Raw genomic sequence first — 12,693 nt, forward strand, 5'->3', positions numbered from 1 at the left:
GCCTTAGAAGCTGTCCGAACAATCGCTGTCGTCGGGGCAGTCGATCTGCACGGTGGCGTGCTCGAGCCCGCGAGCCGACAGCACCGCCCGCGCGTCGTGCAGAACCCGGGCCGAGTCGCCGGCGCTGATCAGGTGTGCGGTGCACATGTCCTTGCCGGGGGAGAGCGTCCACACGTGCAGGTCGTGCACGTCGATCACGCCGTCGACGGCCTCGAGCGCGGCGCGCAGTTCCTCGACGTCGATGTGGGTGGGTGACGATTCGGAGAGGATCCGCAGCGCGTCGCGGGCCAGCGCGACGGCGCGGGGCAGCACCCACAGCGCGACCAGCACGGCCACCACCACGTCGGCGTAGGGCCAGTGCGTCGTCACCGTCACCACGCCGGCGATCAGCACGCCCAGGCTGCCCACGGTGTCGGCGACCACCTCCATGTAGGCGCCCTTGACCGCCAGGCTGCCCGACGAGTGCGAACGCAACAGCAGCGCGACGACGAGGTTGGCGGCCAGCCCCGCCAGCGCGACCACGATCATCGGCACGCCGGGCACGGTCGGAGCTTCGCTGAGCCGCCGGATGGCCTCGTAGAGGATGAACACCGCGACGCCGATCAGCAGCGCCGCGTTGGCGACGGCGGTGAACACCTCGGCGCGATGCCAGCCGTAGGTGCGGGCGGGTGACGAGCTGCCGCGGCGGGCCAGCGTGACCGCGGCCAGCCCCATGAACACGGCGACGACGTCGGTCAGCATGTGGCCGGCGTCGGCCAGCAGCGCGATCGAGTTGATCAGCAGCGAGGTGGCCAGCTCCACCACGAAGAACGCCGCCAGGATCGCGGCGGCCGCGACCATGCGCGGGATCACCCGAGCGTCGTCCGTCTCGGCCGGGGTGTGGTTGTGGCCTGCGCCCATGGCGCGAAATATATGCGCAATAGCGCATATATGGCAAGGGTCAGAACCAGCGGCTCCAGAACCGGGTCAGCGCGTTGCCCCAGCCCACCAGCACGTCCGGCACACCGGATAGGTCGAACAGCGACAGCACCAGCCCGAAGAACCACTGGTTGAGCACCGGGGCCAGCAGCAGGAACAGCAAGATGACGAAGCCCCACTGCTTGGCCGGCGCCAGCGCCCGCTGGGTGTCGCGGCTCAGGTGCGGTTCCAGGGCGTCGTATCCGTCCAGGCCCGGGATGGGCAGCAGGTTGAGCAGCACGGCGGTGAGCTGAAGGAACGCGAGGAAGGCCACGCCGGACCACAGCACGACGTGCCTTGGGTCGAAGAACAACCGCGTCACCACCAGCAGCAGCACCGCGAGCGCGAGGTTGGCCGCCGGGCCGGCAAGGCTGACCAGGGTGCGCCGGGCCGGCGTCATGAACCAGGTCCGCACGTAGACCGCCGCGCCGGGCAGGCCGATTCCGCCCAGCAGGATGACGACCATGGGTAGCGCCAGCGACAACCCGGGATGGGCGTAGCGGCGCGGGTCCAGGGTCAGGTACCCGCGCACGGAGTCATCGTGATCGCCGAACCGCCAGGCGGTCAGCGCGTGCCCGAATTCGTGCAGGCACAGCGACACCAGCCAGCCGGCGATGACGAAGACGAAGACCCCGGCGTAGGCCAGCGGCCGCGCGCTGGCCCCGGCCGACCAGGCCAGCGCGCCGCCGCCGGCCGTCAGCCCGAGCAGGCCTAGAAAGATCGGGCTGGGCCGTACCGATTCGTGTTGGGAGGCAGGGAAGCTCACCGATCGAAACTAGCGGACCAGCAGCCAGCCTTCGATGTGGCGGTAGAACGCCGATCGCCGCGCGGTGCGGGGCGCGAAGACACCGTCGCGCAGCACGGCGACGCCCGTGCTGCCCAGTTGGGCCGCGCGGCCGGTGACCCAGTGGCGCCACGGCCGGCCGACGATCGCCGCGCGCAGCCCCGGCATGGCCAGCGTCGGCTCGATCCACACCCCGGCGACGTCCCCGTCGAACAGCGTGGTGTCGTCGACCACCGCCTCGCCATGGATGGACCGTGCGTCATCCGGCGGCACCCAGCCGGCCCGCCCGACGATCACCGACCCGGTCTCGTCGCGGATCAGCGGCACCCGCCGCGGCGCACCACGCCCGGCGCGGCGCGCCGCCCGGCGTCCGGCCGGCAGGCGATAGATCCGGGTCGCGCGGGTGCGCCGGCACGGCACGTAGGCCACCTCGATGTCGAGGCGCTCGGCACGCAACAGCCGGGTCAGCACAGCGGCCAGCTCGGCGTCGCCGCCCAGCACGACCAGCCGCCGATACGGGCCGATGGCGGCGTCGACGTCGGTTTCGCCGGTGACCCGGTGGGTGTGCATGTCCCGCAGTGGTCGGTAGAGGGGCCGTCCGCCGAACACCAGGACCGCGGCGCCTCGATCTCCTTGCGTCACAGCCCATCCAATCGCGCAGTAGCCAATGTCATTGGCTCCCAACGTCTCTGGCCACATGCGCACTGCGACGCCGGAAGTGCTCGTCATAACGACACAGTCACAACATGGTGTCGACTACGAAAGTTGTTGCAACGCTGCCGGTAAACAACCGGATACTTTACTCCTGCCACAGGGCCGACGTTGCGCGGAATCCCGCCACGAGTGGTTGAGGGAACGGAGAACTACCATTCGCCGATTTACCGTCGTCTTGTCAACCGCGCGAACCGCATTGGTCGCGTCGGGTGCCGGCCCCACCCGCCTCCGTTGCTGACGGGGCAGTTCCGCCGCGTCGGCGCCGTGTGGCTTTCAATTGTTCTGCTGTGCAACGGATCTGCGAAGGCCTCGGCCGATGAATCGATCGTGATCGACCTGGTGCGGCATGGGCAGTCGACGGCCAATGCGGCGGCCCTGATCGACACCGCGCCGCCCGGAGCGTCGCTCACCGCGCTTGGTCAGCAGCAGGCTCAGACCGTCGCCGGCGTGCTCATGGCGAAGGGCCCGGTCGCCGCGATCTTCGCGTCGCAGTTGATCAGGACGCAGCAGACCGCGGCGCCGTTGGCTGCCGCGTTGGGGATGAATGTGCAGGCGTTGCCGGGGCTCAACGAGATCGACGCCGGCGCCTTCAACGGCCAGCCGCAGGTCAGCCTCGGCGGGTTGGCCTACCTGCTGGCACCGGTCGCGTGGATGCTCGGGCTGCGGATCGTGCCGATGTTCGCCCCCGGATCCACCGACGCCAACGGGTACGAGTTCCGCAGGCGTTTCAACGGCGCGCTGCAAACCGTGTACGGCAATGCCGCGACCAACGCGGGCGGCTTCAACGACGTGCTCCAGACGATGTATGCCAGTGCGGTCGCCAACCCGGTCCGCGCCGCGAACGGCAGTATCACCGAGGTGGCGTTCTCCAGCGAATTCGCCATCGGCGTCGGGACGATGATGACCGTCAGAAACCCCGATCCGTTGCTCCTGCTTTTCGATCCGCTGCCCAACACGGGCATCGTCGTGATCCAGGGCAGCCCCCGCGATGGCTGGACGCTGATCAGCTGGAACGGGAAACCGGTGCACCCGGGTTGGTCGGGCACCAAGAACGCTCGCGGCGCCAACGGCCTGTGCCTGATGTTGGACCCGTCGACCAGGACCGGCGTATGCGCGACCAAACCGCCCGCGACGGCAAGTGCGCCGGTCGCGACGTCTCCTGGCTTAAGCTGATTTGCCCGGCTCAGTCGGCCACCGGCGGCCCGCGCGGCCGCCAGGCTAGGGTGGGTCACCGGCTGGACCACAATACGCAGGCGAGATCAGGTGGGAGCGTGTCATGCCGGCAATCGTCCTCATCGGCGCCCAATGGGGCGACGAGGGCAAAGGGAAGGCCACCGATTTGCTCGGTGGGCGAGTGCAGTGGGTGGTGCGCTACCAGGGCGGCAACAACGCCGGACACACCGTCGTCTTGCCCACCGGCGAGAATTTCGCGCTGCACCTGATCCCGTCGGGGGTGCTCACCCCCGGCGTCACCAACGTCATCGGCAACGGGGTGGTGGTCGATCCCGGCGTCCTGCTGGACGAGCTCAAGGGCCTCGAGGACCGCGGCGTCGACACCTCCAAACTGCTCATCTCCGCCGACGCGCACCTGCTGTTGCCCTACCACGTGGCCATCGACAAGGTCACCGAGCGCTACATGGGCAACAAGAAGATCGGCACCACCGGCCGCGGCATCGGGCCCTGCTACCAGGACAAGATCGCCCGCATCGGCATCCGGGTCGCCGACGTGCTCGACCGGGAGGTGCTGACGCACAAGGTCGAAGCCGCGCTGGAGCTGAAAAACCAGATCCTGGTCAAGATCTACAACCGCAAGGCGCTCGACCCGCACCAGGTGGTCGAAGCCCTGCTGGAGCAGGCCGAGGGTTTCCGGCACCGCATCGCCGACACCCGGCTGCTGCTCAACACCGCGCTGGAGGCCGGCGAAGCGGTCCTGCTGGAAGGCTCGCAGGGCACCCTGCTCGACGTCGACCACGGCACCTATCCCTATGTGACGTCGTCGAATCCGACGGCCGGCGGCGCCGCCGTGGGGTCGGGCATCGGGCCCACCCGGATCACCGCCGTGCTGGGGATCCTCAAGGCCTACACCACCCGGGTGGGTTCGGGCCCGTTCCCCACCGAGCTGTTCGACGAGTACGGCGAGTACCTGTCGAAGACGGGCGGTGAATTCGGCGTCACCACCGGACGGCGCCGGCGCTGCGGCTGGTTCGACGCCGTCATCGCCCGCTACGCCACCCGGGTCAACGGCATCACCGACTTCTTTCTGACCAAGCTCGACGTGCTGTCCAGCCTGGAGACGGTTCCGGTGTGTGTGGGCTACCGGATCGACGGGGCACGCATCCACGAGATGCCGATGACGCAAAGCGATTTGGCGCGCGCCGAGCCCATTTACGAGGAGCTGCCCGGTTGGTGGGAGGACATCTCGCACGCCAGGGAATTCGACGATCTGCCTGCCAAGGCGCGCGACTACGTACTGCGACTGGAAGAGCTTGCCGGAGCGCACATTTCGTGCATCGGCGTGGGCCCCGGGCGCGAACAGACCATCGTGCGCCGCGACGTGCTGGCAGCCCGCCCGTGACGGATGCGGCCCAGGATCCCAAAGACCTCGACCCCGAATACGAACACCACGGCGGCTTCCCGGAATACGGGGTGGCCAGCCCGGGCCCGGGCTTCGGGCGGTTCGTGGCGGCCATGCGGCGCTTGCAGGACCTCGCGGTGTCGGCCGACCCCGACGACGACGTGTGGGACGACGCGGCCGACCGTGTCACGGCGCTGACCGAGCTGCTCGGTCCTTTCCAGGCCGCCGTGGAGGGACAGGCGCCCGCCGGGCGCACCTCCGACCTGCCCGGCATGGGCAGCCTGTTGTTGCCGCCGTGGACGCTGACGCGCTACGAGCCCGACGGCTGCGAGATGCAGGGCCGCTTCACCCGGTTTCACGTCGGTGGCAACTACGCGGTGCACGGCGGCGTGCTGCCGCTGCTGTTTGACCACATGTTCGGGATGGTCTCGCACGCCTCGAACCGCCCGATCAGCCGCACGGCGTTCCTGCATGTGGACTACTGCAAGATCACCCCGATCGATGTGCCGCTGGTGGTCCGCGGACGGGTCACCGGCACCGAGGGGCGCAAGGCGTTCGTGTCGGCGGAATTGGTCGACACCGACGGCGCGCTGCTGGCCGAGGCCAACGGCCTGATGGTGCAGTTACTCCCAGGCCAGCCCTAGGCTAGGTGGCCCGCTTCCTCAGCACCCCGCTACGCGGGCCGCATCGTCAGCGGGCGGCTCGACCGGCGCACCACAGGAACCGACCTATCCTTGAGCCGTGACTGACGGCCTGACCGACGGACGGGACGACGAGACGACGGCGCTCGTGGTGCCCCAGCAAGCGCCGGCGCGCGCCGAAGCCCCGCCCGCGGCGCCCGCCGACGGCAGGCCCACGGTGGTGCTGCTGGGTGCCGGCGAGATCGGCCGGGAGCTGGCGATCGACCTGGGGCGCCTCGGGGCGCGGGTGATCGCCGTCGACGCGCGCCCGCACGCGCCCGCCCACGGCGTGGCCGATCAGGCGCTGGTGCTGCCGCTCAGCGACGCCGCCGAGCTGTCCGCGGCGCTGCAACGGCTGCAACCCGACTTCGTGGTGACCGCGACCGACACCGTCGCCGCCGAGGCCCTCGACCGGATCGCCACCGGATCCGGTGCCGAGCACCCCGTGCTGGTGCCCAGCGCTCGCGCCGTGCGCCTGAGCGCGGACCGCGAGGGCCTGCGCCGGTTGGCCGCCGACGAGCTGGGGCTGCCCACCGCGCCGTTCTGGTTCGTCGGGTCGTTGGGCGAACTCGAGGCGGTGGGCGCGCACGCGGGATATCCGCTGTTGGTCAAGCCGGTGGCCGGGCCCAGCGGGTCGGGCCAGTCGGTGGCGGCGCGCCGCGAGGACCTCGGCCCCGCCTGGCAGCGGGCGGTGGGCGGTCATGCGGGCCCCGGCCAGCCCCGGGTGCTGGCCGAAACCGTGGTCGAAGTGGAGTTCTACGTGACGCTGCTGGCGGTGCGCAGCGAAGGCCCGGCGGGCCCGTCGATCGAATTCTGTTCGCCCATCGGTCATCGCGGCTCCGGCGGGCAGGTGCTGGAATCCTGGCAGCCGCAGAAGTTGAGCGCTGCGGCGACCGACGCCGCGAGGTCGATCGCCGCGCGGATCGTCAAGGCGCTGGGCGGCCGCGGCGTCTTCGCGGTCGAACTGATGATCAATGGCGACGAGGTGTACTTCGTCGACGTCACCGCATACCCGACCGACAGCGCCTGGGTGACGCTGCGCAGCCAGCGCCTGTCCGCGTTCGAACTGCAGGCCCGCACGGTCTTGGGCCTGCCGGTGGACACCATGATGGTGTCGCCGGCCGCCACCCGCGCGATCGAGCCGGCCGACTCCCATGACCCCGCCGCGCTGAGCGGCGCGCTGAGCGTGCCCGAAAGCGACCTGCGTGTCCTCGGACGCGGTTACCGGGCCCTGGCCACCGCGCCCGAGGTGACGGCCGCGCGGGAGCGCGCCGGCCAGGTCGCCGGCCGGCTGGCCGCGCCGCAGTCACCCGCCTGAGCGGGCCGGTACTTCGCGCGAATCCACCGCCGCCAAGCGGGTACCGCGTAGGCCTCGATACCATCTCAGGTCAGGTAATCGCTGTGGGTCCGGGGGAATCCGGCCGGGGCTTGAGCGCCCGGGCGCGGATAGTGTGGCTGACAACGCGTACGAAGAACGAGGGATACGAGCATGAGCACAGAGCGCGCACACTCCTACGCGGGCGACATCACGCCGCTGGAGGCATGGAAGCTGCTCAGCGACAACCCCAACGCCGTGCTGGTCGACGTGCGCACCGACGCCGAATGGCGATTCGTCGGTGTGCCCGATCTGTCCAGCCTCGGCCGCGAGGTGTTGTTCCTGGAGTGGAATTCGTCCGACGGACGGCGCAACGAGAATTTCGCCGAGCAACTGCGCGAGCAGGTTGCGTCGGCGCAGGCCGACGCGGAGCGCCCGGTGCTGTTCCTGTGTCGCTCGGGAAACCGGTCCATCGGCGCCGCCGAGGTGGCCACCGAGCTGGGCATCACACCGGCCTACAACATCCTGGACGGTTTCGAGGGCCAACTCGACGCCAACGGTCACCGGGGCGAAACCGGTTGGCGGGCCATCGGATTGCCTTGGAAACAGGGCTGACAGGGCTGAAACGGCGATGAAACCGGCCGACGACGGCGCCATTCGCACGCCCGCGGCGCTGCCCGACGGAGTCAGCCAGGCGACCATCGGCGTGCGCGGCGGGCTGTTGCGTTCGGGTTTCGACGAGACCGCCGAGGCGATGTATCTGACGTCGGGCTATGTCTACGAGTCCGCGGCGGTGGCGGAGCAGTCGTTCACCGGCGAGGTGGATCACTTCGTCTACTCGCGCTACGGCAACCCGACCGTGACGATGTTCGAGGAGCGGCTGCGCCTGTTGGAAGGGGCGCCCGCGGCCTTCGCCACCGCGAGCGGCATGGCGGCGGTGTTCACCTCGCTGGGGGCGTTGCTGGGGGCGGGGGACCGGCTGGTGGCATCGCGCAGCCTGTTCGGTTCCTGTTTCGTGGTGTGCAACGAGATCCTGCCGCGGTGGGGGGTCGAAACCGTCTTCGTCGACGGTGACGACCTGGCGCAGTGGGAGCAGGCATTGTCGGTGCCCACCACGGCGGTGTTCTTCGAGACGCCGTCGAATCCGATGCAGTCACTGGTGGATATCACCGCGGTGTGCGAGCTTGCCCACGCCGCGGGCGCAAAGGTGGTGCTGGACAATGTTTTTGCCACACCACTTCTGCAGCAGGGCATTCCGCTCGGCGTCGACGTGGTGGTGTATTCCGGCACCAAGCACATCGACGGTCAGGGCCGGGTGCTCGGCGGGGCCATCCTGGGCGACAAGGAGTACATCGACGGCCCGGTGCAGAAGCTGATGCGGCACACCGGCCCGGCGATGAGCGCGTTCAACGCCTGGGTATTGGTGAAAGGGCTTGAGACGCTGGCGGTCCGGGTGGAACACAGCAATTCGTCGGCGTTGCGGATCGCCGAATTCCTGGAGAGCCATCCGGCCGTGAGTTGGGTGCGCTACCCGTATCTGTCCTCGCACCCGCAATACGACTTGGCGAAGCGCCAGATGTCCGGCGGGGGAACGGTGATCACCTTCGCGCTGGACTGCCCGGACAGCGTGGCCAAGCAGCGGGCGTTCGAGGTGCTGGACAAGCTGGCGCTGATCGACATCTCGAACAACCTCGGTGACGCCAAATCCCTTGTGACGCATCCCGCGACGACCACGCACCGGGCGATGGGCCCGGAGGGGCGCGCGGCGATCGGGCTCGGCGACGGCGTGGTGCGCATCTCCGTCGGGCTGGAGGGCACCGACGATCTGATCGCCGACATCGACCGGGCGTTGAGTTAGCCGGCCTGTTTTTCGGCGGAGTCGACGTGCTCGGCGGCCGCCAGCGTCCCGTCCTGCGCTTGCCGCTCCAGCCAATCCACCACTGGGCGGGCGTAAATCATCTGGCTGGTGATGGCCATCTGGCCGCGGGTGCGGCCGAGGAACGAGATGCCCCAGGCGAACATGGCGGCGATGCGGTTGCGGTGGCCGATCAGGTAGTACAGGTGCAGCACCAGCCATGCCAGCCAGGCGATGAACCCGGCGAACTCCACCTTGCCGACCTGCGCGACGGCGCTGTAGCGCGAGATCAGCGCCATGCTGCCCTTGTTGACGTACTTGAACGGCTTGCGTTCGGCGGGGTCGTCGTCGCCCTTGACCGCGCGCTTGATGACGGTGGCCGCGTATTTGGCGCCCTGGATCGCGCCCTGCGCCATGCCGGGGACGCCCGGCACCGACATCAGGTCGCCGATGACAAAGACGTACGGGTGGCCCTTGACGGTGAGGTCGGGTTCGACGATCACCCTTCCGGCGCGGTCGGTTTCGGTTCCGCTGGACTGCTCGGCGAGCATCGCGCCCAGGGAGCTGGCCTGCACCCCCGCCGCCCACACCTTGCACGCGCATTCGATGCGGCGCTCGCCGCCGTCCTGCTCCTTGACCGTGATGCCCATGTAGTCGACCGCGGTCACCATCGCGTTCAGCTGCACCTCGACGTCCATCTTCTCCAGCCGGCGTTGCGCCTTGAGGCCGAGTTTCGGCCCCATCGGCGGCAGCACCGCGGGCGCCGCGTCCAGTAGGATGACGCGGCATTCGCTGGGGGTGATGGTCCGGAAGGCCCCGGCCAGGGTGCGCTCGGCCAGCTGCACGATCTCGCCAGCCAGTTCCACCCCGGTGGGCCCGGCCCCGACCACCACGAAGGTCAGACGGCGTTTGCGCTCGGCCGGATCCGTGGCGACCTCGGCCGCTTCGAAGGCGCCCAGGATGCGGCCGCGCAACTCCAGGGCGTCGTCGATGCTCTTCATCCCGGGCGCGAAGGCGGCGTATTCGTCGTGGCCGAAGTAGGACTGCTGTGCGCCGGCGGCCACGATCAGGCTGTCGTAGGGCGTCACCGTCTCCATGCCCATCAGGTGGGATGTGACCGTCCTGGCGGTGAGGTCGATGGCCGAGACTTCGCCCCACAGCACCCGGACGTTGCGCTGGCGGCGCAGGATCAGCCTGGTGGTCGGCGCGATGTCGCCCTCGGACAGGATGCCGGTGGCCACCTGATACAGCAGCGGCTGAAAAAGATGCGTGGTGGTCTTCGAGATCACGGTGATGTCGACGTCGGCGCGCTTGAGCGCCTTGGCCGCGGACAGTCCGCCGAAGCCGCTTCCGATGATGACGACACGATGGCGCGACATGCCTGTCCCTTCTGCGTGGGCCTGGGTGTCGATCTTCCCAGCGCATGTCCACCGTACGACGCCACCCCGCAGAAAGGCGAGCATCCGAAGGAACGGCAGCGCCCCGCACGACAGTCACACCTGACCGGCGGGCGCCGTATGACCAGACCCGTTGCAAGGCAACGGGTCTGGAGAACCTCCGGGTGTCGACGCGCGTCAAGGCGCCGCGCACCTACCCGAAATGCTTTGTGTGGTGCAGGATCCCGGCCGGAGTCGCGCCGAGCCAGCGACCCGTGTCGCGGCCCCGGCCGGTCACCCGTTGGTCTTCGCTATGCGAAGTGTTATGCGAACGAAAAGCCACAAATCGCTTTGTGGCTTTTCGGTTACTGAGCTGCTATCCGGTGCAGGTCAAACCGGGTCCGCAGTCGATAACTAGCGGAACCGTACAAGCCGAGGTCATCGGTGCTGCGAAAGCGAGGACCAAGGCGAGGACGATTTTGCCGGTACGACGTGACATAAGAACCCCCTTCGTCTGGGAGACGATTGTCTGATGCCCGACGCGGGCGAGTTTACGCGGTCAACCGCTTGGAGCTAACGGATTTCGTGAATATTGCGGCACGATTCGTCATACGGATGATTCGGCGTCACGAGCGGTATGCGGCCGCCTTGGCGGCAATGGAATTTCAGCAAAATCCGGCGGCGGTGAGAAATGGAAATATTCTGCGCCGCTATCCCGGCGAGGCTATATTGGAGCGCTATTCAACCGCTGCTCGGGGCCGGTGCGCGCACACTGGATATGAATTCAAAAGCGCGCCCAAACCGGCGGTGTCCGGGTCGCGGCGAAACCGTCGAGCCGACAATTGGTTTCACCGCCGGGCGGCGGCACCCGCGTCGGCCTAGAACGGCCACGCGTTGGCGTCGGTCTTGTACTTGGCGTTGAGGTCGCTGCAGAAGTCGGCGGCGGTGCCGGCCAGCAGGATGTAATACGTCTCGCCACGGCGGCTTTCGTACGACGTGGGCGTGGTCCAGCCGTTGTTGCACATCGCGGCTTCACCGCCCGCCGCCGACCTGCGCCAGTTGGTCTTGGCACAGGCGATCAGGCCGTCGACGTTGGGTGTGGCGCTCTTGGCCGCGACCAACATCGCGCCTCCCCACTGCCCGTCGTTGCGCCGGTAGGCGCGTGCGCCGAATCCGGCGTTGTTGGTCTGGCAGGTCAACGCCCGGCGCAGCAGCGAGAAGGGGCCCGCCAGCTGCTGGTTGGCGACCCCGGCCGCGGCGTTGATGAACTGCGCCGCGTCCGAGCCGTCCACCTCCTGCACCACGTCAGGCTTGCCAAAGCTGAAGAGCTGCTGGGAGATTCCCTGCCCGGCCGTCGAGCCGCCGCCGATGATCGGCCCGCTGCCGCTGGAGGTCATCGCCGGCAGGGCCGCGGCGGGATCGGCGGCCGCCGCGGGCAGGCCGGTGGCGGCGCCCAGGGTCAGCAGCGCGATCGTGCTGCGAAGCCGGCGCGCGGTGAGTTTCATGACTTGTATTTCAGCACGTCCGCGTAGTCGGCGCGGCGGTCGTCGGCAATCAGTCCGGTCAGCAGGTGGCGCGTCTGCAGCGCGATGTACTCATCGAGGCTGTAATTCGTCCCGAAATGCCAGTGCTTGAGCGCCCAGCCGTGGGCGAGCAGCATGACGTCGAACACGGTGAGATCGACGTCGACGTCGCGGAAGGCGCCCCGGGCGATGCCGGCCTCGATCACCGTGCGCAGCGGTGCGGCGGTGGCGATTTCGAGGTCCTTGATCTGCGTGCGACCTGGTCCCCCGAGGGTGCGGCTCTCCCGGTAGGTCAGCACCACGCCGTCGAGGTTCTCGTCGACGATCTCGATATAGCGGCGCACGCCCGCGGTCAGCTGGTCGACGACGTCGTCGCCGGCGGCCGCGATGACCGGTGCCAGTTGGTCGCGGAACGCGTCGAGGATCCGCACGATCGTCGCGAGCAGCAGGTCCTCCTTGCCGCCGAAGTACTTGTAGATCAGGCCGACGGAGACGTTGGCCTCGCGCGCCAGGTCCTGCATGGACATCTGGTGAAACCCGTTGCGGCCCATGACCTTGACCGCGGCGTCGAGCACCTGGCGGCGTCGCGAGTCGGCCCGGGCCGCGCGCACCGCCTCCTCGACGGGCAGCTCGCTGTAGTCGACGGCCATCAGATGCCCAGGTCCTTGGCGATGATCGTCTTCATGATCTCGTTGGTGCCGCCGTAGATGGTTTGGATGCGGGCGTCGACGAAGGCGCGCGCCACGCCGTATTCGCGCATGTAGCCGTAGCCGCCGTGCAACTGCAGGCAGCGGTCGGCGGTGCGCACCTGCAGGTCGGTGGTCCACCACTTGAGCCGCGCGGCGCGCGCGGCGGTCAGCTCGCCGGCCAGGTGCTGGGCCAGGCAGTCGTCGAGATAGGTGCGGGTGACCCCG

The 12,693-nt window shown here is 68.9% G+C and carries 13 protein-coding genes; 6 read left to right on the forward strand and 7 right to left on the reverse strand.

From position 1 onward, the window contains the following. Positions 1-3 precede the first annotated feature (3 nt). From A5622_RS16335 to A5622_RS16345, 3 genes are read right to left on the reverse strand one after another with little or no spacing between them, the layout of a single operon-like run. A complete protein-coding gene (locus A5622_RS16335; protein ID WP_066879941.1) occupies positions 4-900 on the reverse strand; it encodes a cation diffusion facilitator family transporter in 897 nt (298 codons plus the stop codon). A gap of 40 nt (positions 901-940) precedes the next feature. Beyond that, entirely contained in the window at positions 941-1,723 is a 783-nt protein-coding gene (locus A5622_RS16340) for a site-2 protease family protein (RefSeq protein ID WP_066872353.1), read from the reverse strand. Positions 1,724-1,732: 9 nt separating this feature from the next. Next, the gene (locus tag A5622_RS16345; RefSeq protein WP_231998200.1) at positions 1,733-2,311 is read right to left on the reverse strand and encodes a peptidase M50; all 579 of its coding nucleotides are present in this window, start codon (positions 2,309-2,311) and stop codon (positions 1,733-1,735) included. Positions 2,312-2,719: 408 nt separating this feature from the next. On the opposite strand from A5622_RS16345, the gene A5622_RS16350 reads away from it, so the two are divergent. The 6 genes from A5622_RS16350 (at position 2,720) to A5622_RS16375 (ending at position 8,883) form a co-directional block, all read left to right on the forward strand. Then, on the forward strand, positions 2,720-3,628 hold the full coding sequence (locus A5622_RS16350; protein ID WP_066879968.1) for a histidine phosphatase family protein: 909 nt from the start codon (positions 2,720-2,722) through the stop codon (positions 3,626-3,628). 103 nt (positions 3,629-3,731) lie between these two features. Beyond that, the gene (locus A5622_RS16355; protein ID WP_066879945.1) at positions 3,732-5,030 is read left to right on the forward strand and encodes an adenylosuccinate synthase; all 1,299 of its coding nucleotides are present in this window, start codon (positions 3,732-3,734) and stop codon (positions 5,028-5,030) included. Further along, entirely contained in the window at positions 5,027-5,674 is a 648-nt protein-coding gene (locus A5622_RS16360) for a PaaI family thioesterase (protein WP_066879947.1), read from the forward strand. The genes A5622_RS16355 and A5622_RS16360 overlap by 4 nt, the downstream gene beginning before the upstream one ends. Positions 5,675-5,771: 97 nt before the next feature. Further along, complete coding sequence (purT, locus tag A5622_RS16365; RefSeq protein ID WP_066879949.1) at positions 5,772-7,028, forward strand: formate-dependent phosphoribosylglycinamide formyltransferase; 1,257 nt, start codon at positions 5,772-5,774, stop codon at positions 7,026-7,028. Between the two features lie 171 nt (positions 7,029-7,199). Further along, positions 7,200-7,640 (forward strand): rhodanese-like domain-containing protein, encoded by a 441-nt coding sequence (locus A5622_RS16370; RefSeq protein WP_066879951.1) that lies wholly within the window; start codon positions 7,200-7,202, stop codon positions 7,638-7,640. A 16-nt stretch (positions 7,641-7,656) separates the two neighbouring features. Continuing rightward, entirely contained in the window at positions 7,657-8,883 is a 1,227-nt protein-coding gene (locus A5622_RS16375) for an O-succinylhomoserine sulfhydrylase (RefSeq protein WP_066879953.1), read from the forward strand. Here A5622_RS16375 and A5622_RS16380 read toward each other — a convergent pair. From A5622_RS16380 to A5622_RS16395, 4 genes are all read right to left on the reverse strand, one after another. Continuing rightward, positions 8,880-10,259, reverse strand: coding sequence for an NAD(P)/FAD-dependent oxidoreductase (locus A5622_RS16380; protein WP_066879956.1), 1,380 nt, complete (start codon positions 10,257-10,259; stop codon positions 8,880-8,882). The genes A5622_RS16375 and A5622_RS16380 overlap by 4 nt on opposite strands. An 875-nt stretch (positions 10,260-11,134) precedes the next feature. Further along, complete coding sequence (locus tag A5622_RS16385; protein WP_066879958.1) at positions 11,135-11,761, reverse strand: hypothetical protein; 627 nt, start codon at positions 11,759-11,761, stop codon at positions 11,135-11,137. After that, positions 11,758-12,429: a TetR/AcrR family transcriptional regulator gene (locus A5622_RS16390; RefSeq protein WP_066879961.1), complete on the reverse strand. Its 672-nt coding sequence runs from the start codon at positions 12,427-12,429 to the stop codon at positions 11,758-11,760. The genes A5622_RS16385 and A5622_RS16390 overlap by 4 nt, the downstream gene beginning before the upstream one ends. Continuing rightward, positions 12,429-12,693: acyl-CoA dehydrogenase family protein (locus tag A5622_RS16395; RefSeq protein ID WP_255361705.1), on the reverse strand; the 265-nt coding region annotated here is incomplete at its 5' end. The genes A5622_RS16395 and A5622_RS16390, both read right to left, overlap by 1 nt.

The organism is Mycobacterium sp. 1245801.1, assembly GCF_001673055.1.
Classification (GTDB): domain Bacteria; phylum Actinomycetota; class Actinomycetes; order Mycobacteriales; family Mycobacteriaceae; genus Mycobacterium; species Mycobacterium europaeum_A.